General features: G+C 72.8%; 20 protein-coding genes. 10 read left to right on the top strand and 10 right to left on the bottom strand.

The genetic code is table 11. From position 1 onward, the window contains the following. Positions 1-89: 89 nt before the first annotated feature. The 3 genes from J2S44_RS04990 to J2S44_RS04980 all read right to left on the bottom strand — a co-directional run bounded on the left by J2S44_RS04990 (position 90) and on the right by J2S44_RS04980 (position 1,500). The gene (locus J2S44_RS04990) at positions 90-374 is read right to left on the bottom strand and encodes an alpha/beta hydrolase (protein WP_310409396.1); all 285 of its coding nucleotides are present in this window, start codon (positions 372-374) and stop codon (positions 90-92) included. Next, positions 371-751 carry a hypothetical protein gene (locus J2S44_RS04985; RefSeq protein WP_310409395.1) on the bottom strand — a complete coding sequence of 127 codons (381 nt, stop codon included), beginning with the start codon at positions 749-751 and terminating at the stop codon, positions 371-373. The genes J2S44_RS04990 and J2S44_RS04985 overlap by 4 nt, the downstream gene beginning before the upstream one ends. A gap of 68 nt (positions 752-819) precedes the next feature. Next, positions 820-1,500, bottom strand: a complete 681-nt coding sequence (locus J2S44_RS04980) for an alpha/beta fold hydrolase (protein WP_310409393.1) — start codon at positions 1,498-1,500, stop codon at positions 820-822. 494 nt (positions 1,501-1,994) lie between these two features. Between J2S44_RS04980 and J2S44_RS04975 the strand changes: the two genes are divergently transcribed. Next, complete coding sequence (locus J2S44_RS04975; protein WP_310409392.1) at positions 1,995-5,567, top strand: S8 family serine peptidase; 3,573 nt, start codon at positions 1,995-1,997, stop codon at positions 5,565-5,567. 263 nt (positions 5,568-5,830) lie between these two features. Here J2S44_RS04975 and J2S44_RS04970 read toward each other — a convergent pair whose 3' ends face one another. Beyond that, complete coding sequence (locus J2S44_RS04970; protein ID WP_310409391.1) at positions 5,831-6,295, bottom strand: DUF5980 family protein; 465 nt, start codon at positions 6,293-6,295, stop codon at positions 5,831-5,833. 229 nt (positions 6,296-6,524) lie between these two features. Between J2S44_RS04970 and J2S44_RS04965 the strand changes: the two genes are divergently transcribed. After that, positions 6,525-7,034 carry a ricin-type beta-trefoil lectin domain protein gene (locus J2S44_RS04965; RefSeq protein WP_310409390.1) on the top strand — a complete coding sequence of 170 codons (510 nt, stop codon included), beginning with the start codon at positions 6,525-6,527 and terminating at the stop codon, positions 7,032-7,034. Positions 7,035-7,122: 88 nt separating this feature from the next. On the opposite strand, the gene J2S44_RS04960 is transcribed toward J2S44_RS04965, so the two are convergent. Next, positions 7,123-7,860 carry an SDR family NAD(P)-dependent oxidoreductase gene (locus J2S44_RS04960; protein ID WP_310409389.1) on the bottom strand — a complete coding sequence of 246 codons (738 nt, stop codon included), beginning with the start codon at positions 7,858-7,860 and terminating at the stop codon, positions 7,123-7,125. A 380-nt stretch (positions 7,861-8,240) separates the two neighbouring features. Between J2S44_RS04960 and J2S44_RS04955 the strand changes: the two genes are divergently transcribed. From J2S44_RS04955 to J2S44_RS04935, 5 genes are all read left to right on the top strand, one after another. Then, positions 8,241-8,582: an ArsR/SmtB family transcription factor gene (locus J2S44_RS04955; RefSeq protein WP_310409387.1), complete on the top strand. Its 342-nt coding sequence runs from the start codon at positions 8,241-8,243 to the stop codon at positions 8,580-8,582. Between the two features lie 3 nt (positions 8,583-8,585). Continuing rightward, complete coding sequence (locus J2S44_RS04950; RefSeq protein WP_310409386.1) at positions 8,586-9,071, top strand: SRPBCC family protein; 486 nt, start codon at positions 8,586-8,588, stop codon at positions 9,069-9,071. 183 nt (positions 9,072-9,254) lie between these two features. Next, on the top strand, positions 9,255-11,870 hold the full coding sequence (locus J2S44_RS04945; protein ID WP_310409384.1) for an alpha/beta hydrolase: 2,616 nt from the start codon (positions 9,255-9,257) through the stop codon (positions 11,868-11,870). Positions 11,871-11,994: 124 nt separating this feature from the next. Continuing rightward, the gene (locus tag J2S44_RS04940) at positions 11,995-12,876 is read left to right on the top strand and encodes an IS5 family transposase (RefSeq protein ID WP_310429476.1); all 882 of its coding nucleotides are present in this window, start codon (positions 11,995-11,997) and stop codon (positions 12,874-12,876) included. A gap of 38 nt (positions 12,877-12,914) precedes the next feature. Then, on the top strand, positions 12,915-13,085 hold the full coding sequence (locus tag J2S44_RS04935; protein WP_310409383.1) for a peptidoglycan-binding domain-containing protein: 171 nt from the start codon (positions 12,915-12,917) through the stop codon (positions 13,083-13,085). A gap of 71 nt (positions 13,086-13,156) precedes the next feature. Here the strand turns inward: J2S44_RS04935 and J2S44_RS04930 are convergent, their stop codons facing one another. Beyond that, positions 13,157-14,104 carry an alpha/beta hydrolase gene (locus J2S44_RS04930; RefSeq protein WP_310409381.1) on the bottom strand — a complete coding sequence of 316 codons (948 nt, stop codon included), beginning with the start codon at positions 14,102-14,104 and terminating at the stop codon, positions 13,157-13,159. A gap of 87 nt (positions 14,105-14,191) precedes the next feature. Between J2S44_RS04930 and J2S44_RS04925 the strand changes: the two genes are divergently transcribed. Further along, positions 14,192-15,127, top strand: coding sequence for an AraC family transcriptional regulator (locus tag J2S44_RS04925; protein WP_310409379.1), 936 nt, complete (start codon positions 14,192-14,194; stop codon positions 15,125-15,127). Between the two features lie 66 nt (positions 15,128-15,193). On the opposite strand, the gene J2S44_RS04920 is transcribed toward J2S44_RS04925, so the two are convergent. Beyond that, a complete protein-coding gene (locus J2S44_RS04920; protein ID WP_310409378.1) occupies positions 15,194-16,108 on the bottom strand; it encodes a LysR family transcriptional regulator in 915 nt (304 codons plus the stop codon). Between the two features lie 169 nt (positions 16,109-16,277). Here J2S44_RS04920 and J2S44_RS04915 point away from each other — a divergent pair, with 169 nt between their 5' ends. Beyond that, positions 16,278-17,312 (top strand): Kelch repeat-containing protein, encoded by a 1,035-nt coding sequence (locus tag J2S44_RS04915; RefSeq protein WP_310409376.1) that lies wholly within the window; start codon positions 16,278-16,280, stop codon positions 17,310-17,312. Here the strand turns inward: J2S44_RS04915 and J2S44_RS04910 are convergent. Beyond that, positions 17,237-18,196, bottom strand: a complete 960-nt coding sequence (locus J2S44_RS04910) for a DMT family transporter (protein ID WP_310409375.1) — start codon at positions 18,194-18,196, stop codon at positions 17,237-17,239. The two genes, J2S44_RS04915 and J2S44_RS04910, sit on opposite strands and share 76 nt — an antisense overlap. Before the next feature lie 80 nt (positions 18,197-18,276). Between J2S44_RS04910 and J2S44_RS04905 the strand changes: the two genes are divergently transcribed. Beyond that, positions 18,277-19,197 (top strand): LysR family transcriptional regulator, encoded by a 921-nt coding sequence (locus tag J2S44_RS04905; RefSeq protein ID WP_310409374.1) that lies wholly within the window; start codon positions 18,277-18,279, stop codon positions 19,195-19,197. A 27-nt stretch (positions 19,198-19,224) separates the two neighbouring features. On the opposite strand, the gene J2S44_RS04900 is transcribed toward J2S44_RS04905, so the two are convergent. Continuing rightward, a complete protein-coding gene (locus J2S44_RS04900; protein ID WP_310409373.1) occupies positions 19,225-20,355 on the bottom strand; it encodes a peptidoglycan recognition protein family protein in 1,131 nt (376 codons plus the stop codon). 109 nt (positions 20,356-20,464) lie between these two features. After that, entirely contained in the window at positions 20,465-20,668 is a 204-nt protein-coding gene (locus tag J2S44_RS04895; RefSeq protein ID WP_310409372.1) for a hypothetical protein, read from the bottom strand. Between the last annotated feature and the right edge of the window lie 401 nt (positions 20,669-21,069).

Genomic DNA, 21,069 nt, shown 5'->3' with positions numbered 1-21,069 from the left:
TGGCTGTGTGTCCCCGGTCCGGTTCGTAGGAGTCGACGGGGAGACGGGCCGGGTGGCCGATCGTTCGGCCACCCGACCCGTCGGATGGGTCAGCCGGCGCGGTAACCGGGGGACGGGACCGTCGCCGGGCGGGGATCACCCGGCTGCCGGGCGGTCGATGCACCCTCGGACCCGATCGGCTCGGTGAACGGTTGCGGCGCGTCGGTGCAGACCGTGCCCGCCGCCGGCGGCTTGCCGGTCAGCAGGTAGCTGTCGACCGCCTCGGTGACGCACGTTCCGGTGGCGTACGCGGTGTGGCCCCAGTTGTTGCTGGAGAGCAGCCGGGAGTTGGGCAGTAGACGGCTCGACGAGACGGCTCCGTCGTAGTTCGTCACCGGGTCCAGGAACGACCACCAGGACCGGGGCGGCGGTTCTCCGGTTGAACGGCCCGGTGTAGGCGTCCTCGTCGCGCACGGTCCAGCCGTCGGTGCCGCACTGCGGCTCGTTCCAGCCCCAGAGCCGCCCGAAGTGCGGCGCCTGCCGGTCGACCCGGGCCACTGCGGCCGGGTAGGCGGGCGCCGGCGGGGTGGCGGGCGTCGGTGCAGGTCACCGCGCTGAGGGCCTCAAAACTGTTGTCGTACGTGTCCTCGTCCTCGGCGGCGGCCGCGATGGCCCGGAACCGCTTGCTGATCGCCTCGGTGGAGCCGCCGTCGAGCGCCGTCCGCACCTCGGCCGCGAACCGGGTGACGTCGGCGACGTCCTCCGCCAGCAACCCGTCCAGTGCGAAGGCGACGAAGTCGGCATAGGTCAGCGTGAACGTCTCGTCGCCGTCGGTGAGCTCTAGCTGCGGCCCAGGTAGCTCAGCTTCGTGTCACCGACCGCGCGGCGTAGGACGTCCATGTCCCGGGCGACCTCGGCGGTCGACATCGCGCCGGCCAGTGGCCTGCCGTTGGCTGAGCACGCCTGGCTGAACGCCTTCGCGCCCCGCACCCACGACCTCTCCTCCGCCGCGCCGAACGGGAAGATGACGGACTGGTAGGCGAAGGCCTCCGCCTGCTCCTCGACGGAGCCGAAACACCGGACCTGGGTGCTCCGGCCGACGCCGCGCGGATCGAACCCGACGATGTCGAAACGCTCGAGCAGCCCGGCGCTCAGATGGCCCGGGGCTTCCAGCGCGAAGCGGGTGCCGGGCAGGCCCGGGCCGCCGGGGTTGACGAACAGGCTGCCGATCCGGCGGCTCCGGTCCTTGGTCTTGAGCCGGAGGAGTGCGACATCGACGGTCGCTCCGCCGGGCTGGTCGTAATCCAGGGGCAGCGCCACGGTGGCGCATTCCGCGGTCTCCTCGCACGGCTGCCAATCCAGCACCGGCGTGGGCACCCTGTCGACCCGGGAACTCTCGGTCCGGCTCGTGGCATTGTCGTGGGTGGTGGCCGCATCCGCGACGACAACCACGGTGGCCACCGAGGCGAACACCGCCCCGGTCAGAGCCGCCGCAAGCAATCGGCGTTTTCCTGACGCCATGCAACATTCCTCTCGCTGGGGACCGCGGAACTCTCGAGAACCTGGAGAAGGGGCCGAACTGCGCGACTGCTCCGCGCCGCAGGAGGCCTCCAGGCCCACGAGCACACCACCGCCACCGGTTGTCACCTCAGACTGCCGCGATCCGACGCCTCGTGGACCGGCGTGGACACAGTGGACGGTCACCATCGGGCTTCGGTCGCAACGATTGTTCGTATGGTGCGGAGGCGAGGCAACGAATGCTCCCGTTATTGCTCTCATGCCGGCCCGGGGCGGGGACGGCGCGGTGCGTCGGGCTGTGTCGCGGGTTGCCGGTGGGGTGGGTGCCGGCCTCGGGCTGTGGAGCGCATGTCGGACGTAATGACGGTGCGCGGATTGGTGTCGACCGGACAAGTCCACCTGATACGGGCAGTTGATCACACCGTAATCGAAGATCCTCATAGTGGGCGGTGCTCGATTCATCGATCATCCGCGAGGTTTCATTGTCACTGTCACGCTTGCGTGGGCTCGGGCTCGTCGTGCTGACCGCAGGTTCGGTCACGTTCGTCCCCTCGGTCGCCCATGCCGCCCCGTCCGCGCCGCCGCCCGAGATCGCGCCGGCCGCCACCGTCACCCTGATCACCGGCGACATCGTGACCGTCGCCGCCGACGGTGGTGTTCAGGTCCGTAACCCGGCGGGCCGGATGGCCGGCTACGTGTCGAACGTCAAGGACGGTGACACGTACGTCTATCCGCACGAGGCTTTTCGTCACCTGGCTTCCGGCCTGCTCGACGAGGACCTGTTCAACGTCACCGAGCTGGTGGCCGACGGCTACGACGACGCGCACAGCTCCGGCATCCCGCTGATCGTCACCTACGGCGACCCGGGCGCCGTCATGCGTACGACGGCACTGCCCGGCGCCACCGCTGTCCGGCCGTTGGACAGCATCGGCGGCGCCGCGCTGACCGCGGACCGTTCCGGCCGGTTCCTGGACTCCGCGATCGGCGCCCGATCGGCATCGGGGGTCAAGAAGATCTGGCTGGACGGCAAGGCCAAGGCGGCCCTGGCCGACAGCACCGCGCAGATCGGCGCGCCGGAGGTCTGGCAGAAGGGCAACACCGGTACCGGCGTCGACGTGGCCGTCCTCGACACCGGGATCGACACCTCCCATCCGGACCTGGCCGACGCGGTGGCCTCGACCACGTCGTTCGTGCCCGGCGAGTCGGTCGAGGACGGCATGGGCCACGGCACCCACGTCGCGTCCACGATCGCCGGCAGCGGTGCCGCGTCCGGTGGCAAGGAGCGCGGCGTCGCGCCGGGCGCCCGCCTGCACGTCGGTAAGGTGCTCGACAACGAGGGCTTCGGCCAGGCGTCGTGGATCATCAGTGGCATGGAGTGGGCGGTCCGTGACCAGCGCGCCCGCATCGTCAGCATGAGCCTCGGCGGTGACCCGACCGACGGTACGGACCCGATGAGTGTGGCCGTGAACCAGCTCAGCGAGGAGACCGGCGCGTTGTTCGTCATCGCGGCCGGCAACGCGGGCCCGAGCAAGTACACCGTGGGTACGCCGGGTGCCGCCGACGCGGCGCTGACCGTCGGCGCCGTGGACGGCCACGACGTGCTCGCCGGCTTCTCCAGTCAGGGGCCGCGGGTCGGTGATCGGGCGCTCAAGCCCGACCTGACCGCGCCGGGCGTGAACATCGTGGCCGCCCGTTCCCACCTCAGCGCGACCGGTGAGGGGCCCTACCTGTCGATGAGCGGCACGTCGATGGCGACGCCGCACGTCGCCGGCGCCGCCGCGCTGGTCGCCGCGGCGCATTCCGAGCTGAAGGGTCAGCAGCTCAAGGACGCCCTGGTCAGCACGACCAAGGCCACCCCGGACCTGAACGCCTACCAGGGTGGTACGGGCCGGCTCGACGTCGCCGCGACGGCGCGTGCCACGGTCTTCGCGACGGGTTCGGTCAACTTCGGTTATCCGTCCTATCCCACCGCGCCGACCGGCCCGGTCGACCGGGAGATCACCTATACCAACGTCGGCGCGGCTCCGGTGACGCTCGATCTGACTTCCTCGCTCGACCTGGTCACCCTGTCGGCGAAGCGGGTCACCGTGCCGGCCCACGGCACCGCCACGGTGACGGCGACGACGTCGTTCGACCGGGTCCCGCCCGAGCAGACCTTCTCCGGCTACGTGACCGCGACCGGCGGCCTGCGTACCTCCGTCGGTGGTGGCAAGGAAGGCCCACGCCATCAGCTCGCGCTGCGGGGCCGGGACCGCAGCGGCAAGCCGCTCGGTGGCGTGGTCGTCGTGTTGAGCCGTGACCGGACGGTCATCCAGATGATCGACGAGACGGGAGCGCTCGACCTGCGGCTGCCGGTGGGCACGTACACCGCCTATCTGACCGGCGACGTCGAGGGGACCCACGGGCCGAGCTCCATGGGTCTGGCGATCCTGCCGGTGACCGGCATCCAGCTGGACGGGGACCGCACGGTGGTCTTCGACTCGGCCAAGGCCCGCCGGTTGACCGCGAGCACCCCGCTGCCGTCCACGGTGACCGCGTCCCGGTTCACGCTCATCCGGGACATCACCGGCGGCAATCCGTGGCTGGACGCGTGGTATCCGGGACCGGAGTACGACAGCGTCTGGGTGTTGCCGACCGGCAAGGTTCCGGACGGCACCTTGACCGCGTCGGCACGCTGGCGCCTCGCCCAGCCCGAACTCACCGTCGCCGGCTATGACGACCTGCGGGTGCGGCAGGGCGCGACACCGTTGCCGGCCACGGTGCGCAGCCTCGACGCGGTGCTGGGCGGTGCCGTGCGCGGCAAGGCGCTGGTGGTCCGGGCCGGTGGCGAGACCTCGATCCAGGACCGGGCCGTCGCGGCGGCCGCGGCGGGCGCCAAGCTGCTGCTCGTCGTCAACGACGGCCCGGGTCGCCTCGAGCCCTGGCCCGGTACGGTGTGGATGCCGTCGGATCCGCCACCGGTCACCGTCGCCACCCTCACCCGTGACGAGGGTGAGAAACTCATCGCCCGCATCCAGCGCGAGCGTGGTGTGCGGCTGGACGTCACCTCGCACCCGGTCACCGAGTACGCCTACGACCTGGTCACCGACTACGTCGGCGCGGTGCCGGCGGACCTGTCCTACCGGGCCACGCCGGGCAGTCTGGCCCGGGTCGACATGTCGTTCGACAACTGGCGCCCCGGCCGCGCGATCGAGCAACGGTCCGAGATCAATTCCCTCGGGTTCCCGATGTTCCTGGACCACGCCGAGGCTCCGGCCCGCGGTGACCGCACGGACTGGGTCACCGCCGGCCGGAAGTGGATCTCCAACGTGGCGATACCGGGGGAGCAGGCCCAGCACACCGCGCCGACCGCGTACCGGGCCGGTTCGGTGCAGCAGCAGCGGTGGTTCGGCCCGGTGCAGCGGCCCCGCCTGGTGGACGAGCCGGACGGCCTCAACGTCTTCCGCCAGGAAGGCGGCTGGTTCTTCGCCAACATCCCCGGCTGGGGCGACTCGGGCGCCGCGCACGCGGGCAGCACCGGCGACAACCCGGGCGCCGACAACCGGCTGACCCTTTATCAGGGTGACAAGGTGGTGGGCGCCAACGACCGGTACAACGCGCTGCTGGCCGCCGGTTCGCTGCCGGCGCAGGTGCTTCCGTACCGGCTGGTGTCGGAGAACAACCGGGACGCGTGGCCCGGGCCCTACTCGACCAGCACCCGCACCGAGTGGTCGTTCAGCTCCGGTGACGTGCAGCCGGGGACGGTGATCAGCCCACCGCTGATCCAGCTCGACTACGACGTGGACACCGACCGGGACGGCCGGGCGCGTCGGACCTTCGACCTGACGATCGCCGCCTCCACGCTGGCTACGGCGACCGATCCCGGAGTCGTGCGGACGGTCACGCTCGACGTCTCGTACGACGACGGGGCCACCTGGCACCGGACGACGCTCCGCCGGCAGCCGGACGGCTGGAGCACGCGGATCGCGGCGCCCAGGACGGCCCAGTTCGTCACGTTGCGCACCAGCGCCCGCGACGCGCGGGGCAACACGGTCGAACAGCGCATCACGAGGGCGTTCGGCCTGCGGTGAGCCGGGCAGCGGCTCGGGCGCCGGCAGCGCGCCCGAGCCGCTGTGCCGTCCGCCGCGACGAGCACGGCGGCCATCGATCACCGGCCCGCCGACCGCGGCCGGCGCCGGCCGCGGCGGCCACGGCTCAGCCACCGCCCGGCGCGCCCACGTCGGCGCGCGCTCCGCACCGGTCCGGACCGGTGCCGGTGCGCGTCCGGCGAGCGGTGACCACGCCGCGTCCCGTCGTCAGCGGCCCGCGGAAGACGTGTCCGGGCCGATCGGGGTCATCCCCGTGGCCCGTTGTTGATGCAGTTCAGCCAGTCGTCGTCGATGCCGAGATACACCGGGACCTCTTGCGTCTCGGAGCCCGAGGTGGCGCGCACCGTCAGCACGTACTCGGACTTCTCCGGGATCGCGGGCATCCAGGCCGACGCCGCGCCCACGGCGCCGACGTCGTCCGAGTGGCCGGGCGGGACGTCCGGGCCCGCTGTCGGCTCGAACCCCGGCGGAGTGTCCACGAGCCGGATGCGGAGTTCCTGCGACCAGGCGCCCTCGATGAAGACGGGGAAGTAGATGAGGCGCGCGAGGCCGGTGGGCGTACAGAAGCGCTGATGCAGGTCTCTGAGCCGCCACGTGACCGGTGACGCGCTCGCCGCGGCCGCGGCGGTGGGTGGGCCGGCGGTCACGGTCAGCGTCAGTCCGATCGCGATACCGAGAATCGAGCGAATGAGGATTCGACGTGCTGTCACGGTCGCCTCCGAAAAGGATGGGTGTCTCCGTACGGAGGAACGTAACCGGCAACTCTCAGCCCGAATTCAGAACGGACCCGGCGCCGTGGAGTCGATTCGGTGCGGGGGTGCCGGCGGCCCGCTGTTCCCGGAACAGGTGTCGTGACCGGTCGGCAGCCGCGTTCCTAGCCTGAGGGCACCGGCCGGCGCCGTCCGCCCCGGTCTGACACGCACCCGAGGGAGAACGCTCGTGAAGGTATGGAAGCCCACCAGACTGCTCACCGTGCTCGTCGCGGTCCTCGCGCTGATCGTCGTCGGCGCGGCTCCCGCGAGCGCGGCCACGGGGTACTGGTACGTGAAGAACAGCGCCGGTGGCTGCCTGGACCACTCGGTGCAATTCGGCTGGCGGGTCTTCTCCGGCTGCAACGGCGACTTCCGCTATCAATGGCAGTACTTTCAGCACACCACCGGGGACCCCGACGTGTATCGGATCATCGGCAACAGCGGATCGGCGAACTTCAACTCCTGCTTGACGGCGTACGGAAACGGCCGGCAGGCCGTCGGTTACTCCTGTGTCACCAGCCCGCAGCAGTACTGGGCCGTCCGCTACGCGGGCGATCGACCGTACTTCGACAGCGTGGCCTACCCCGGCCTCTGCCTGACCAGGTCGAATGATGACAGCTACGGCGGGTTCCTGCTCACCACGGAGCCCTGTGCGGGCCGGGAAAGCCAATACTGGCAGTGGCTCGGAAACCGCTGACCGAGATTGTCATGCATCCGGGAGCGGCCGCGGCGGGCGTCACGTCCGCCGCGCTGATCGTGCGACGCGGGGGACAGCCGCGCGCTCCTCACCCCGCGCCGTGCACGATGCGCTGACCGCCTCCCCACATCTCCACGACCGTTCCGCCGTTTCCCCGCGCGACGAGGTCCAGGACGACGGCGACGACCTCGGCCGGAGGGATCAGCGGGCGGGATGCGGCGCGCTCCCCGGCGCTCATGCGCTGCCACTGGGCGTGCGCCCGGCTCAGCCCGATCCAGTCCGGAGCCACGCACATCATCCGGACCCCGTGGGTGTCCGCCAGGCCGGCCAGGGTCGCGGTGAAACGGATCAGGCCGGCCTTGGCCGCGCCGTACTCGGGTGAACCGTAGGCCTCGAAACCGATTCCACCGCTGGAGGCGATGTTGACGACGGCGCCGCCGCCCCGGGCCCGCATGGGTTCGAGCACGAGCTGGCTGAGCCTCATCGGCGCGATCAGGTTCAGGTGGATCGTCGCCGTCCACTCGTCGGCCGCCGCTTGCGGATACTGTCGCTGCGGTGTCCAGCCGCCGGCGTTGTTGACGAGCACGTGCGGCCCGCCGAGCTCCCGCGCGAGCGTCACGACGCGATCGAGGTCCTGGGGCTGCCGGACGTCGGCCCGCAGCGCGTGGGCCGGTGCGCCGTGCCCCTCGATCAGGTCCGCGCACGTCCGCGCGGCCCGCTCGTCGACATCGGTCACGACGACGCCGTACCCGGCCCGGGCCAGGCCGAGCGCGATCTCGCGCCCCAGCCCGTCACCGGCACCGGTGACGATCGCGGTATCGGCCATGATCGGGTCCCTTCGCGCGCTCCGTCAGGATCGCCCTTTACCCAGAGCCCCGCTGCTCGAGACGCATCCGGCCGGCACCGCCGCAGTAGACCGGGCCACGCACTCACATGGACCAGGGGCCGAAGGTCGTGATCTTCCCGCTTCCGGCGTGGTGCGGCCCGCATGCTCCCGCGGGCCAACCTCGCCGGCCGGCAAGACTCCGCTCGCGCTCCGCTTGCCGGCCGGCGTCGGAGCCGGTTCCGCGCGGCACCGGGACGAGCCGCGACCGCCGTCGCGCCGCCGGATCCGCGGCGCGCCCCGGGGCCGGCGGCCGGCACCGGGTGGGGTCGTGTCGTCGGCGCCGTTGACAACGTACAACTGATTGGTTGTATATTGGGGTGGTGACCGAGGAGAACGTGGAGCGGGCGGACGCTCTGTTCCATGCGCTCGCCGACCGCACCCGGCGTGACATCCTGCGTCGCGTGCTGGTCCGGGAGCTTTCCGTCTCGGCCCTCGCGGCGGAGTACGACATGAGCTTCGCCGCGGTCCAGAAACATGTCGCCGTGCTGGAGCGAGCCGGCCTGGTGACCAAGCGACGCGTCGGCCGTGAGCAACTGGCCAGCGGTGACGTGGCGACCGTGCGGTCGGTGGCGGCCATGCTGGCCGAGCTGGAGGAGATCTGGCGCGGCCGCGTCGCCCGTATCGACGCGCTTCTCGCATTCGACCCCGAGCAGGAGGACTGACCGATGCCCGTGACCGATGTCCGGCACGACCTCGACGACCTGACCCTGACGATGACCGCGGACTTCGCCGCGCCGGTCGAGCGCGTCTGGCGGGTGTACGCCGATCCGCGCCAGCTGGAGAAGATCTGGGGGCCGCCCGGCTACCCGGCCACGGTCGTCGACCACGACCTGTCGCCCGGCGGCCGCGTCACCTACTACATGACCGGGCCCGAGGGCGACAAGCACGCCGGGTACTGGCAGGTCACGGAGGTGGACGAGCCGCGGTCGTTCTCCTTCCAGGACGGGTTCGCCGACCTGGACTTCAACCCGCTGCCGGGGCTGCCGGCCTCGTCGAACGTCTACACCTTCACCGCGCACGACGGCGGCACCCGGGCGGTCTACGTCAGCCGGTACGCGTCCGCCGACGCGCTGCAGCAGGTGCTGGACATGGGAGTGGTGGAGGGCGCCACCACGGCGATCAACCAGATCGACGAGCTGCTCGGCGCCTGATCCGGGGCTCGGCTCTCGGACGTGCCACCGGCGGCGTGCTGCCGGCCCGCCGCCGAGCCCGCGCACGGCCACGCCGGGACCGGCAGGGAGGAGCGCCGGCGAGCGGGCCGGTCGTCCGCTGCCTGATACGCCACCCTGCCGCGCCCGTGACCAGGCATCGACATGTATTGCTAGAAAGTGGGCATGCGCAGAACCCTGTTGACGGCCGCGCTCGCCGCGGTCCTGGTGGCCGGCACCGGCGTTCCGGTGTCGGCCGCCCCACCGAATGCCGCTCCCGGCTGGTCCATCGAGGACGGCAAGCTCACCTGGCGCTCGGACTCGTTGGTGCCGATCGGTGACGCCATGGTCGAGTTCTGGGCCGGTGACCGACTGCTCGGCCGCCCGGCACCCGACGCCGACCAGCGCACCCTCCGCCTCGACGTCGGCACCGGGCCGCTCCCGGACGACCTGACCGTCAAGGTCGGCGGCCGTCCGCTCGACGCGCGGCCGTCGTCGAGCCGGGCGCAGGCCCCGGTCACCGAGATCCCGCCGCTGCCCGCGAATCCGGTCGACCCCGGCATCAGGGGTCCATACCGGACGGTGCGCGGCGGGTACGAGCTGCCCGCCGCGACGCTGCCCGGCCTGCCCGCACCGGTCGAGATGGTCGCCGAGGTCGTGGCCCCGCGTGACGCGCCCGGCGCCCGCCCGCTCGCGCTGTTCCTGCACGGCCGGCACCTGTGGTGCTACGCCCCGGACGGCGGCACCGACTTCACGCTCGACTGGCCGTGCGCGCCCGGCAGCGTGCCCGTCCCCAGCCACCTCGGCTATCTGCAGGCCCAGGAACTGCTCGCCTCGCAGGGCTACATCACCGTGTCGATCGCGGCCAACGGCATCAACGCCCAGGACGGCGCGCTCGACGAGGCCGGCGCCGGCGCCCGGTCCGCGCTCGTGCGCCGGCACCTCGAGGTGTGGGCCGGCCGGGCCGGCGCGCCGCCGATCGTGCGGTCCGTGCCCGCCGCGGACCTGTCGAAGGTGTTGCTGATCGGCCACTCCCGCGGCGGTGAGGGCGTCAACCGGGCCGCGATCGACTCGCTCACCCCCGGCACCCGGCCCCGGTGGACGATCCGCGGTCTGCTGCTCATCGGCCCGACGATCTTCGGGCAGAACCCGGCCCCGGACGTACCGTCGGCGACGATCCTGCCCGGCTGCGACGGCGACGTGGCCGATCTGCAGGGCCAGATGTTCGCCGACGCGACCCGCGGCGTCAGCAAGGGCCGTGCCCTGCACAGCGTGCTCTACGCGGTCGGCGCGAACCACAACTACTTCAACACCGAGTGGACGCCCGGCCAGGCCGCCGCACCCGCGAACGACGACTGGTTCCTGCCGGACGACGCGGTGTGCGGGCCGGACGCGCCGACCCGGCTCGCCCCGGCCGCGCAGCAGACCATGGGCGCCACCTACATCGCGGCCGCCGCCCGGCTGTTCGTCGCCGGTGACGACCGGGTCCGGCCGCTGCTGGACGGCACCGGCCGCCGCGCGCCGTCCGCCGACCCGGCCCGGGTGCTCAGCCACGCGGTCGGCGGCAACCGGACCACCGCGATCCTGCCCGCCGACGGCTACCGCACCGGCGGGGGAGCGCGGCTCTGCGACCAGGTCACCCGCGACGACGACGCGTGCGAACCGCTCCCGTTCTACGGTTCGCCGCACGCCGCGATGTTCCGGCTGCTGTACGACGAGCCCGGCCGGCAGGCGATCCGCTACGACTGGACCGCGGCCGGCACCCCGATGACGGTCAGCCCGCCCACCGCCGCCCGGCTCGGGTCCGCCGAGCGGCTGGCCCTGCGGCTGGCCGTGCCGCAGAACACGCCGCCGGCCACGTTCGGCGTGTCCGTGACCGACACGGCCGGGAGGACCACCGCGCTCGGCGACGTGACCGTGACCGGGCTGCCCGCCGGCGAGTTCGGCACACCGGTGTGGGCGCAGGAGGTCCGGGTGCCGCGCCACGGCGTCCGTGACGTCGCCACGCTGACGCTCACGCCCCGCGCCGCGTCCGGCACCGCCTGGCTGATCGACGCCTGGGGTTGGTCACCGGGCACCCCCGACCCGCGCACGACCCCGCTGCCGCGCGTCGACGTGGCCGGCCGCGTGGTCACCGAGGGCGGGCCCGGCGAGGATCGGACCTACCGGATCCCGGTCGCGGTCACCGGCGCCGGCGACGCGCGCCTTCGCCTGTCCGTGGTGCAGCCCGACGGTGCCTCCAGCGTCAGCTGGACCACCACCGTCCGGCCGGGTCAGACCAGGATCGACGTGCCGGTCACGGTCCGCGGTGACGACGTCTGGAACCACACCGCGGAGGTCATCGAGGTGCTCGCGAAGGCGGAGACCGGCGTGCTCGTCGGCGACTACGTCGGCACCGTCGACGTCGTCAACGACGACCCGGCCGGCACCGTCACCGCGGGCCCGGTCACCGGCAGCGTCACCGAGGGCGGCACCCTCACCTGGCGGCTCACGCTCTCCACGCCGTCGGAGAGCTACTACGCCGAGACCGTGTACGCCGCGTTCCCGCCGGCCGGGGGACCGGAGCTGTCCACGGTGGACGTCGACCCGCAATGGCTGCTCGACACGTTCGGCGTGCCCGCGGAACCGGCGAGGCCGCTGCACGAGGTCGTGTACTGGTGGCCGTACATCCCGGCCGGCTCGCTGACCGCGGAGTTCAGCATCCCGACGATCCGCGACGACCTGGCCGAACCGGCCGAGACCGTCGAGCTGCGGCCGATCTCCGACGAGCGGCCGCCGCTGACCGGCGTCGTGACCGACTAGAGCGTGTATCGAAGTCCACGAGGGTTGCGGCGCGTCGTGGCTGAAATAGGCGAGGTCTCCGGTAGAAGGTTTTTCGACCAAGAAACACCTGAATACCGGAGACCTCGTGGACACCTTAGCGGTGTTGCGGCGGCATGACCTGACCGACGTGCAGTGGGCGCGTCTGGAGCCGTTGCTTTCTGTTCCTGACCAGCGGCGTTCCGGCCGCCCGCCTGCGACGTGCCGACGGACGGTGATCGACGCGATCCGATGGCGGGTGAGGGTCGGCTGTGCGTGGCGGGACATACCGCCGTGTTACGGGTCATGGTCCGCGGCATACGCTTTGTTTCGCCGGTGGCAACGCAACGGGACCTGGTCGAGAATCCTCGCCCGGCTGCAAGCTTTGGCCGAGGCGGTGGGCGCGATCATCTGGAATCTGTCGGTTGATTCGACCATCGCGCGGGCGCATCAGCATGCCGCCGGAGCACGCCGCGACAGCGCCGGGCAGGCGGAGCCGCCGGGCGGTGTCGGTGATCCGGAGCCTGACGATCACGGGTTGGACCGGTCGCGTGGCGGCTGGACGACAAAGGTCCATCTGGCCTGTGAGCAGGGATGCAAGCCCATGGCGATCGTGGTCACGGCCGGGCACCGGGGCGACAGCCCGCAGTTCGTCAAGGTCTTGGAACGGGTGAAGGTCGTGAAACTGTCCGGCCGGACGAGAACCCGGCCGGAGGCGGTGATGGCCGATAAGGCCTACTCCAGCCGGGCCAACCGCGCCTATCTGCGCCGCCGCCGGATCACCTGTGTCATCCCGATCAAGACCGACCAGGCCGCCGGCCGCACCCGGAAGGGTGCAGCCGGCGGCCGGCCCTACGACTTCGATGCTGAGCGGTACAAACAACGGAACACCATCGAACGCGGGATCAGCCGGCTGAAGCAGCACCGCGCGGTCGCGACCCGGTACGACAAACTCGCCGTCCGCTACGAAGCCACCGTCCAGATCGCCTGCATCAACATCTGGCTCTGACTTCGATACACGCTCTAGACCCGATTCGGGGGTACGCCGTGCGGCTACCCCCGGACGGTTCCCCGCGGGTCCGGCTCGGCCGAAGCGCGCCCGGCGCGCTGTCCCGCCGCTTCCAGACCGCCGTCGGTCTGCCCGCCGACGGCATCGCCGGCCCGCGCACGGTGCACATGACGGTCACCACGCTCCGCCAGGCCCGCCCCGCGGTCTGACGCCCGCCGCGGCGTGGCTCCCGGAGCGGTCCGCCTCGGCCGTGCCGGGCGGTGCGTTCGCTGTCGCCGGGTCAGACGGATCTGAGGACGCGGACGCGGTCGGCGGTGGCGCGGCGGGCGATGTCGCTGTGCGGGAGGATCTGGTCGAAGCCGTGGGGGACGCCCGGGTGCACGTGCAGCTCGACGTCGATGCCGGCGCGGCCGAGGAGCGTCGCGTAGGCGATGTTCTCGTCGCGGAGGATGTCGAGCTGGCCGATCTCGAGGTATGCGGGCGGCAGGCCCGCCGGGTCGGTGAGGCGGGCCGCCGCGGCGGTCGCGGGGAGGTCCGGAGATTCGGCGAGGTCGCCGAGGTAGGCCTGCCAGACGGTGGCGTGGTCCTGGTGGGACCAGATGACGTACGGCGGCAGGTGGTCGTCGGGGATCGTGGCACGGTCGTCGAGCATCGCCTGGATCAGGATCTGGCGGGCGATGGCCGGGCCGCCGCGGTCGCGGGCGAGGACGGCCAGGGTGGCGGCGAGCCCACCGCCGGCGCTCTCGCCGAGCACGGCGATCCGGTTCGGGTCGACGCCGAGGTCGCCGGCGTGTTCGTGCAGCCAGGTGAGGGCGGTGCAGGCGTCCTCGAGCGGTGCCGGGTACGGGTGTTCGGGGGCGAGCCGGTACTCGGCGGACAGCATCGGCACGCCGCTGGCGGAGACGTACCGGGCGACGGTGGTGTCGAACGCGTCGACCGAGCCGGAGATCATGCCGCCGCCGTGCAGGAACAGCACGGCCGAGCCAGGGGCCGCGCCGTCCTTGGCGTACCAGCGCAGGAGGATCGTCGTTCCGTCCGCGGCGGTCGCGTGGTGGTCGGTGCGGGTGACGTCGGCCGGGACGGCGTTCGCGGCGAGGGTGTGCGCGACGGCCTGGTTCATCGACGTGCGCAGGGTGGTCACGTCGCGGGCCGGGGCGGGTGTGCGCGCGGCGGCGAGGTCCGGTGCGGGGAGGACCGGGGCGAAATCCGGATCGATCGTGTACGGCATGCGTGGACGCTATCGACGGCGTGTGCGGTGGACCATGCTCGACGATGCCGGATCCTTGCCCGGCAGTGTCAGCCCTACCGTGGTGACATGGACGTGCTGTCGCAGGTGCTGGCGGTCTCCGGGGTGCGGGGCAGCGCCGGGGCGTGCCTCGACGCGGCCGGGCCGTGGGGGTTCGGCCGGCCCGGTGTGGCCGGCGAGGCCACCGTGTACGCGCTGACGTCCGGGTCGGCGTTGCTCACCGTCGCCGGGCGGACCGTGGTGCGGCTGCGGCCGGGGGACGTGGCGCTGCTGCCGACGGGTGCCACGCACACGATGGCGGGCTCGGCGGGCGCGCCCACGCCGGTCTGTGACGGTGCGGCGGTCCGGGTGGCGCGCGAGGCCGGGGTGCCGGTGGCGGCCGGCGGAGGGGGTGGCGGTGCGGTCACCCGGCTGGTCGGGGTCTCCTACGTCCATGACGCGCCGCTGCTGGCGATGCTGCCCGCGGTCCTGCACGTCCCGGCCGAGCGGGCCGGCCCGCTCGGCGGCATGGTCGGCGCGGTGGAGCGGGAGTTCGCCGATCCGGGCGCGCCGGCGTCGTCGTTCGTCCTGGACCGGCTGGTGGATCTGTTGCAGGCGCATGTCCTGCGCGGCTGGATCACCGGCACGCCGATCATCGATGCGGCGTGGTGGGCGGTGCTGCGCGACCCGCAGCTGAGCGCGGTGGTGGCGAGCATCCACGACCGCCCGGACCTGCCGTGGACGGCGGCCGGGCTGGCCGAGGTGGCGGCGATGTCGAAGTCGACCCTGCACCGGCGGTTCCTGGCCGCGACCGGCATGAACCCGGTCGGCTATCTGACCCGGTGGCGGATGAGCGTCGCCGCGAACCGGCTGCGGGACCTCGACGAGCCGGTCGAGCGGGTGGCCCGGGCGGTCGGCTACACGTCGGTGTTCGCGTTCACCCGCGCGTTCCACCGGGAGCGCGGCATGCCGCCGTCCCGCTTCCGCCGGTTCTCCCGTGAGCCGCGCCCCGCCGCGCCCGCCTGACCGGTTCTTCCGGCAGCCGCGGCCCCGCCCTCGTGCGTCACCTCGGGTTCGGTGCGCGTCCCGCCGTCATCGGTGTCGGGTCAGGGGCCCGGCTGCGGCGCGGGCGCGGTCGCGCAGCCAGTGCTGGGCCGGGTCGGTGTCCAGCCGGGGGTGCCAGACCATCGCGTACGCCATCACGCCGATCTGCGGCGGGACCGCGGCCACCCGGATGCCGTCGTGCGGGTGGACCAGGCGCTCCGGCATCGTCGCCACGAAGTCGGTTCCGGGCACCACGTGCAGAGCCGCGCTGTGGTACGGCACGGTCAGGGCCGGGCTGCGGCGCCGGCCGGCCCGCCGCAGGTCGGCGTCGACCACGCCCTGCTCGCCGCGGGACACGTCGACGACGACGTGCCGGACGCCGAGATATTCCTCCAGGTCCAGGGCGGGACGCCCGGCGAGCGGATGGTCGCTGGAGAGCACGCAGACGAACCGCTCGTCGAAGAGCCGTTCGGCGCGCAGCGGCCCGGACGGGATCACACCGCAGAACGCGAGGTCCAGCCGGCCGTGGTCGAGCTCGTCGAACACGCTGTCGTGCCAGGTCCGGTAGTGCAGGCGGGACCGGGGCGACTGCCGCAGCACGTCACGGAACAGCGGGTCGCCGAGCACGGTGGCGGCGTAGTCGCTGCCGGCGACGCGGAACGTCTCCGCGGCGCCGGCGGGCGCGAACGGCCCGCGGCCGAACATGTCCGCCACGTCCGGCAGCAGGGTGGCGAGCTGCCGCCGGATCCGCTCGCCGGCCGGGGTCAGTTCGTACCCGCCGGTCCCGCGCACGAGCAGGTCGTCCTTGAACGCCTTGCGCAGGCGCTGCAGGGTGCGGCTCATCGCCGGCTGGCTCATGTGGGCGCGGATCGCGGCCCGGGAGACGCTGCGTTCGTCCAGGAGCGCGGCGAGCGGCTTGAGCAGGTTGAGGTCGACCCCGTCGATGCCCCCGCCCGCGCTCATGATCGTGAGGATATGTCAGCAGGTATGTGCCCGTGGCATGACGGACATGCCAAAAGCGAGTGTGCCGGTGTGCCGGATCGCGGGCACCGTGGTACGCGATGACGGCGCGGCCGTGCACCGGCCGCGGATCCCGTCCCACCACACCGGACGATCAGAGGAAAGGCACTTCATGAGCTTCCGTCCGACCCGGCGCCGGGTCCTCTCCGCCGCCCTCGTCACGACGACCGCCGCGACGCTCGGCGCCGGCACCCCGGCGTCCGGCCGGGAGCGCTGGCAGACCCGCGCCCCGATGGCCCTGGAGCGACAGGAACTCTACCCGGAGTCGTGGAACGGCCGCGTCTACGTCGCCGGCGGGCTGCTCAACCCGAACACCGGCGCGTCCGCGCACTTCGACGCGTACGATCCCGCGGCCGACCGCTGGGTCCAGCTCGCCACGCTGCCGGACGCGCGCCACCACATCGGCCTGGCTGCCGCCGGCGGGCGCATCTACGGCGTCGGCGGCTTCAGCGGCGGCTTCCCCCGCTGGCAGGCACAGGCCGACACGTACGTCTACTCCCCGGCCGAGGACGCCTGGTCGGCCGGTCCCGCGCTGCCCGCGCCACGCGCCGAGTTCGTCATCGAGAGCGTCGGCGACCGGGTCCACGTCATCGGCGGCCGGGTCCGGGCCACCCCGGACGCGAGCAGCTTCACCACCCACGTCGACTCCACCGTCCACGAGATGCTCGACCCGTCCACCGGCCGGTGGACCACGCTCCCGCCCGCGCCGACCGCCCGCAACAGTGCCGCCTCCGCCGTCATCGACGGCCGGATCTACGTCATCGGCGGCCGCCGGTTCTCCCTCGGCCCGGACGGCACCCCGATCCAGCGCAACCTCGCCACCGTCGAGGTCTTCGACCCCCGCACGAACCGCTGGGAGACGCGGGCACCGATGCCCGGCGCGCGTGGTGGCCTGGCCGCGGCCGCGCACGACGGTCACCTCTACGCCTTCGGCGGCGAACGTCAGGGTCCCGAGCCGGCGGTGTACGACGACGTGTGGCGCTACGACCCGCGCCGCGACCGCTGGACCCCCGCCGGCCGGCTCCCCACCCCCCGTCACGGCCTCGGTGCCGCCGCCGTCGGCGACACCGTCTACACCTTCGGCGGTGGTACGCGCGCCGGCGGCAACTTCGCCAGTGACGTGACCGAGGCCCTGCTTCTCGGCTGACCCCGATCCCGGTTCGCCGCCTCTTCGATGTGCTGTCCCCAGTACGTGCCGGCGACCATGAGCGCCGCCCCGAGACCGGCGAAGGCGGTGAACGTCTCGCCGCCGAGTCCGATGCCGATCGCGACCGCCCAGACCGGTTCGGTGCCCAGCAGCAGGCTGGCGCGGCTCGGTGAGCTGTGCTGCACCGCCCAGGTCTGGGCGAGGAAGGCGAACACGCTGCAGAACAGCGCGAGGTAGAGCAGCGCACCCCAGGTCGCGGCGTCGGCCCGGGCGAGGGCCGGCAGGCCGCTCGCGGCGGGCCCGGCGAACAGCACGGTGCCGACGACCATCTGCACGGCCGTGAGCTGCAGGGGCCGTACGGTCCGGCTCTTCGTCAGCCGGCCGACCAGGACGACGTGCCCGGCGCGCACCACGGCCGCGGCGAGGATCAGCAGGTCGCCGATCCGGGGGCGGTGGAAGCCGCTGCCGAGCATGAGCAGCGTGACGGCGAGCAGGCACAGGCCGGTGGCGGCGAAGAAGCGGGCGGGCAGCCGGCCCGCGCCGGCCGCGCGGTCGAGCAGCGGGGTGAGCACGATGGTGAGGCTGATGATCAGTCCGGCGTTGGCGGCGCTGGTGTGCGCGACGCCGTACGTCTCCAGCACCAGCACGGCCGCCTGCGTGACGCCGAGCAGCGCGCCGATCCGGATCTCGTCCGGGGTGAGCCGCCCGCCGCGGCGGCGTGCCTCGACCAGGGCGAGGCAGGCGATGGTGGAGATCGCGTACCGGGCGAGCAGGACCGTGAGGACGGGCAGGTCGTGGGTGGCGGTCTTGGCGGCCAGGTAGCTGGACCCCCAGACGATCGCGACGAGGAGCAGCACTGCGTCGGTGCGGCGGCCGGGGAACATGCGCACAGCCTGCGGCGGGCCGATCGTGAAGCCAAGAGCGACCTTCTTCAGGAACGCTGAAGGATCACTACACTCAGCGGGTGAACGAGCGGCAGTTGCAGATCCTGCGGGAGGTCGGCGAGCTGGGCAGCGTCACCGCCGCGGCCGAGGCGCTGGCGATGACGCCGTCGGCGATCTCCCAGCAGCTGCGGCTGCTGCAGCGCCCGATCCCGGTGCCGCTCACCGAGCGCGACGGGCGGCGGCTGGTGCTCACCGACGCCGGGCGTGCGCTGGCCGGTGCCGCGATCGAGGTGGAGACCGCGCTGGCGAGGGCGCGGAGCGTGGTGGAGGAGTTCGTGGAGCGGCCGGACGCGAACGTGTCGGTGGCCGCGTTCCACAGCGCGGCCGCCGCCTTCTTCCCCCTGCTGCTGCGCCGGTCCGGGCCGGGACGCCCGCGGCTCGCACTCACCGACGAGGACGTCGCCGAGGACGAGTTCCCGCGGCTCACCCGCGACCACGACCTGGTGCTCGCGCACCATCTCGGGCACGCGTCACCGTGGCCGGACACGGTCGTCGCGAGCCCGCTGCTGCGTGAGCCGCTGGACGTGGCGCTGCCCAGCGACCATCCGCTGGCCGCGAAGCGGCGCCTCAGCCCGTACGACGTGGTGGACGAGCCGTGGATCAGCGTGCACGAGGGCTTTCCGCTGTCGGCCACCGTCGACGCGATCGCCACCGCGGCGAGCCGGCCGCTGACCGTCGTGCACCGCATCAACGATCTCGCGGTGGCCGCCGAGGTGGTGGTGGCCGGGGGCGGTCTGGCGCTGATGCCCCGCTGGACCACGCGGGCACACGCCGGGATGGTCCTCCGGCCGCTCAGCGGGGTGCGCACGCGGCGCCACATCGACGTCCTTCACCGGCCCGAGCGGGCGGCACGGCGCGCGGTCCGGGTCGTGCTGTCGGAGCTGCGCCGGGCGGCGGCGACGATTCAGGGCGACGAGGAGCGCACCCCGGTCACCGGGTAGCGGCGACCGGGGTGACCGGGCCGTCGGTCAGAGCGACGCCGCCACGTCCCGGCGGATCGACTCGAGGGTGGGGTGGAAGGCGTCGCCGGGGCATTCGGTGGCGCCGGCGCCGATCGCCGCCCAGTCGCGGTGTCCCTGGATGGTGCGGACCTGGCCGCCGAGCCCGTTGCCCGGGTTGAGGTAGGCGGTGCTGCCGGCCGGATCGAGGCCGGAGACCTTGGACAGCAGCGCGAGCACCTTGACCAGCGACTCGCGGGCGGCCGGCGTCGGCTGCACGGAGGTGAAGCGGCCGAGCAGGACCACGCCGATGTTGCCGGCGTTGAACGAGCCGACGTGCGCGCCGTTGGCCATGTTCAGTTCGCGGTCGTAGACGGGCAGGCCGTCGTCGCCGGAGACGCGCCCCTCGTAGACCGCGCCGGCCTCGTCGATGAGCAACTGGTACCCGATGTCGCCGTAGTCGTCGACGACGCAGTCGTCGTAGTAGACGGCGCGGACGGTCGCGGCCGGGTCCGGGTCGTCGTTGTGCGCGTAGAGCCCGGTGTGGTGGACGGTCAGCGTCTGCACCGGGAAATACTGCACCGGCCACAGCTCGGTGGTGCCGTCCGCGGCGAAACGCAGCGTCTCGTCCGCGCCCCACGCGGCCCGGGACAGGTAGGCGGGCAGGTCGCAGGCGCCACCGCGGGTACGCAGCTGCCGGGTGCTCGCGCCGGCGACCGGTCCGGCGGGCCCGTCGACGGTGTTCAGCTCGGTGACCACGGCGGTGCTGCCGTCGCTGGTCTGCACCTCGTAGCCGGTGACGTCCCGGGCCAGCACCAGTGAACGCCGTCCGGCGGGCGCGGTCCGGCCGTCGCGCGCGCCCGCACAGGAACTCGCGGCGAGGTCGACCCAGTCACCCCAGCCCGCGGCGGTACGCAGCCGGACGCCCGCGGCGGCCGAGGAGACGACCGACAGGTGGGTGAGGCTGAAGTCGGCCACGTCGGTCCGTGCCCGGCTCGCCACCCGGGGCCGCCGGTGGGCGAGCGTGGTCGGCAGGCGGCGCGCGGCCGGCGAGGCGGCGGTCGTGGTCTCGCCGGCGAACGCGTTGGCGCCGGCGGCAGCGGCCAGCGCGACCGCGCCGATGCCGGTCGCACCCGCGAGCAGGTTACGTCGTGACAGCATCTGATGCCTTTCTCCTGGTAAGTCCGGCCGCTCCCCACCGTGCCCGGACTTCCCGACATGCGCATCCGGCGAAAGTCGTAGTGGCGAAGCGACATATCCGGTGCCCAGCTCATCCCGTCCGTACCCCGGCGATGTCTTCGGGTTGCTCCGACAGCGGTGCGAGGCGCACACGGCCGGGCGGCGGCTCCAGCGCGACGGTGACGCCGGCGTCGTGCGCACCACACCCGTACAACGTGTCGGCGGGGCCGTGTTCGATCGTGCTGCGGTAGTTGATCGGGCCGACGAGGAAGGCGGCGGCGTCGCGACCGGGCACGGCGAGACTGACCTCGCCGCGCTCCCGGGCCGTGTCCAGGGCGTCGGCGAGACGGCCGGCCAGGATCGTGGCGATCGCCGGCGTGACCGGCCGCTACTTCAACCGGGGCTCGACAGCGGTCACACCACCGATCTCCCATGACCCCGCCGCCCAGCGGAAACTCCTCGCCTCAGCGAGGCCCACCTCACCCGATGACTACCCCCGCGCGTAGCGGAGTTCTCCCACCGGAACGCACGTCGCGGCCGAGTCCTCGTACCGCCCCAGAGCGGAGCCATGGCGGCCGGATCTCCCGCACTCCGCGCGCTACACAGAATCACACCGAGGCGACCGGCTGATGCACGGACATGCCGATGAGAGTGCGCTTGCACGTATGCGCCTACAACTGCGCTGCGGGTTCCGCA

The organism is Catenuloplanes niger (assembly GCF_031458255.1).
Taxonomy (GTDB): Bacteria; Actinomycetota; Actinomycetes; order Mycobacteriales; family Micromonosporaceae; genus Catenuloplanes; species Catenuloplanes niger.
Note: the sequence above shows the minus strand (reverse complement) of the source record. Positions and strands in the feature narration are given on the sequence as shown.

Bases quoted from the DNA above. Each gene is read 5' to 3' on its own strand.
- J2S44_RS04980 (WP_310409393.1), bottom strand. From the start codon at position 1,500: ATGGCGTCAGGAAAACGCCGATTGCTTGCGGCGGCTCTGACCGGGGCG.
- J2S44_RS04960 (WP_310409389.1), bottom strand. From the start codon at position 7,860: ATGGCCGATACCGCGATCGTCACCGGTGCCGGTGACGGGCTGGGGCGC.
- J2S44_RS04950 (WP_310409386.1), top strand. From the start codon at position 8,586: ATGCCCGTGACCGATGTCCGGCACGACCTCGACGACCTGACCCTGACG.
- J2S44_RS04945 (WP_310409384.1), top strand. From the start codon at position 9,255: ATGCGCAGAACCCTGTTGACGGCCGCGCTCGCCGCGGTCCTGGTGGCC.
- J2S44_RS04930 (WP_310409381.1), bottom strand. From the start codon at position 14,104: ATGCCGTACACGATCGATCCGGATTTCGCCCCGGTCCTCCCCGCACCG.
- J2S44_RS04925 (WP_310409379.1), top strand. From the start codon at position 14,192: ATGGACGTGCTGTCGCAGGTGCTGGCGGTCTCCGGGGTGCGGGGCAGC.
- J2S44_RS04920 (WP_310409378.1), bottom strand. From the start codon at position 16,108: ATGAGCGCGGGCGGGGGCATCGACGGGGTCGACCTCAACCTGCTCAAG.
- J2S44_RS04915 (WP_310409376.1), top strand. From the start codon at position 16,278: ATGAGCTTCCGTCCGACCCGGCGCCGGGTCCTCTCCGCCGCCCTCGTC.
- J2S44_RS04910 (WP_310409375.1), bottom strand. From the start codon at position 18,196: ATGTTCCCCGGCCGCCGCACCGACGCAGTGCTGCTCCTCGTCGCGATC.
- J2S44_RS04900 (WP_310409373.1), bottom strand. From the start codon at position 20,355: ATGCTGTCACGACGTAACCTGCTCGCGGGTGCGACCGGCATCGGCGCG.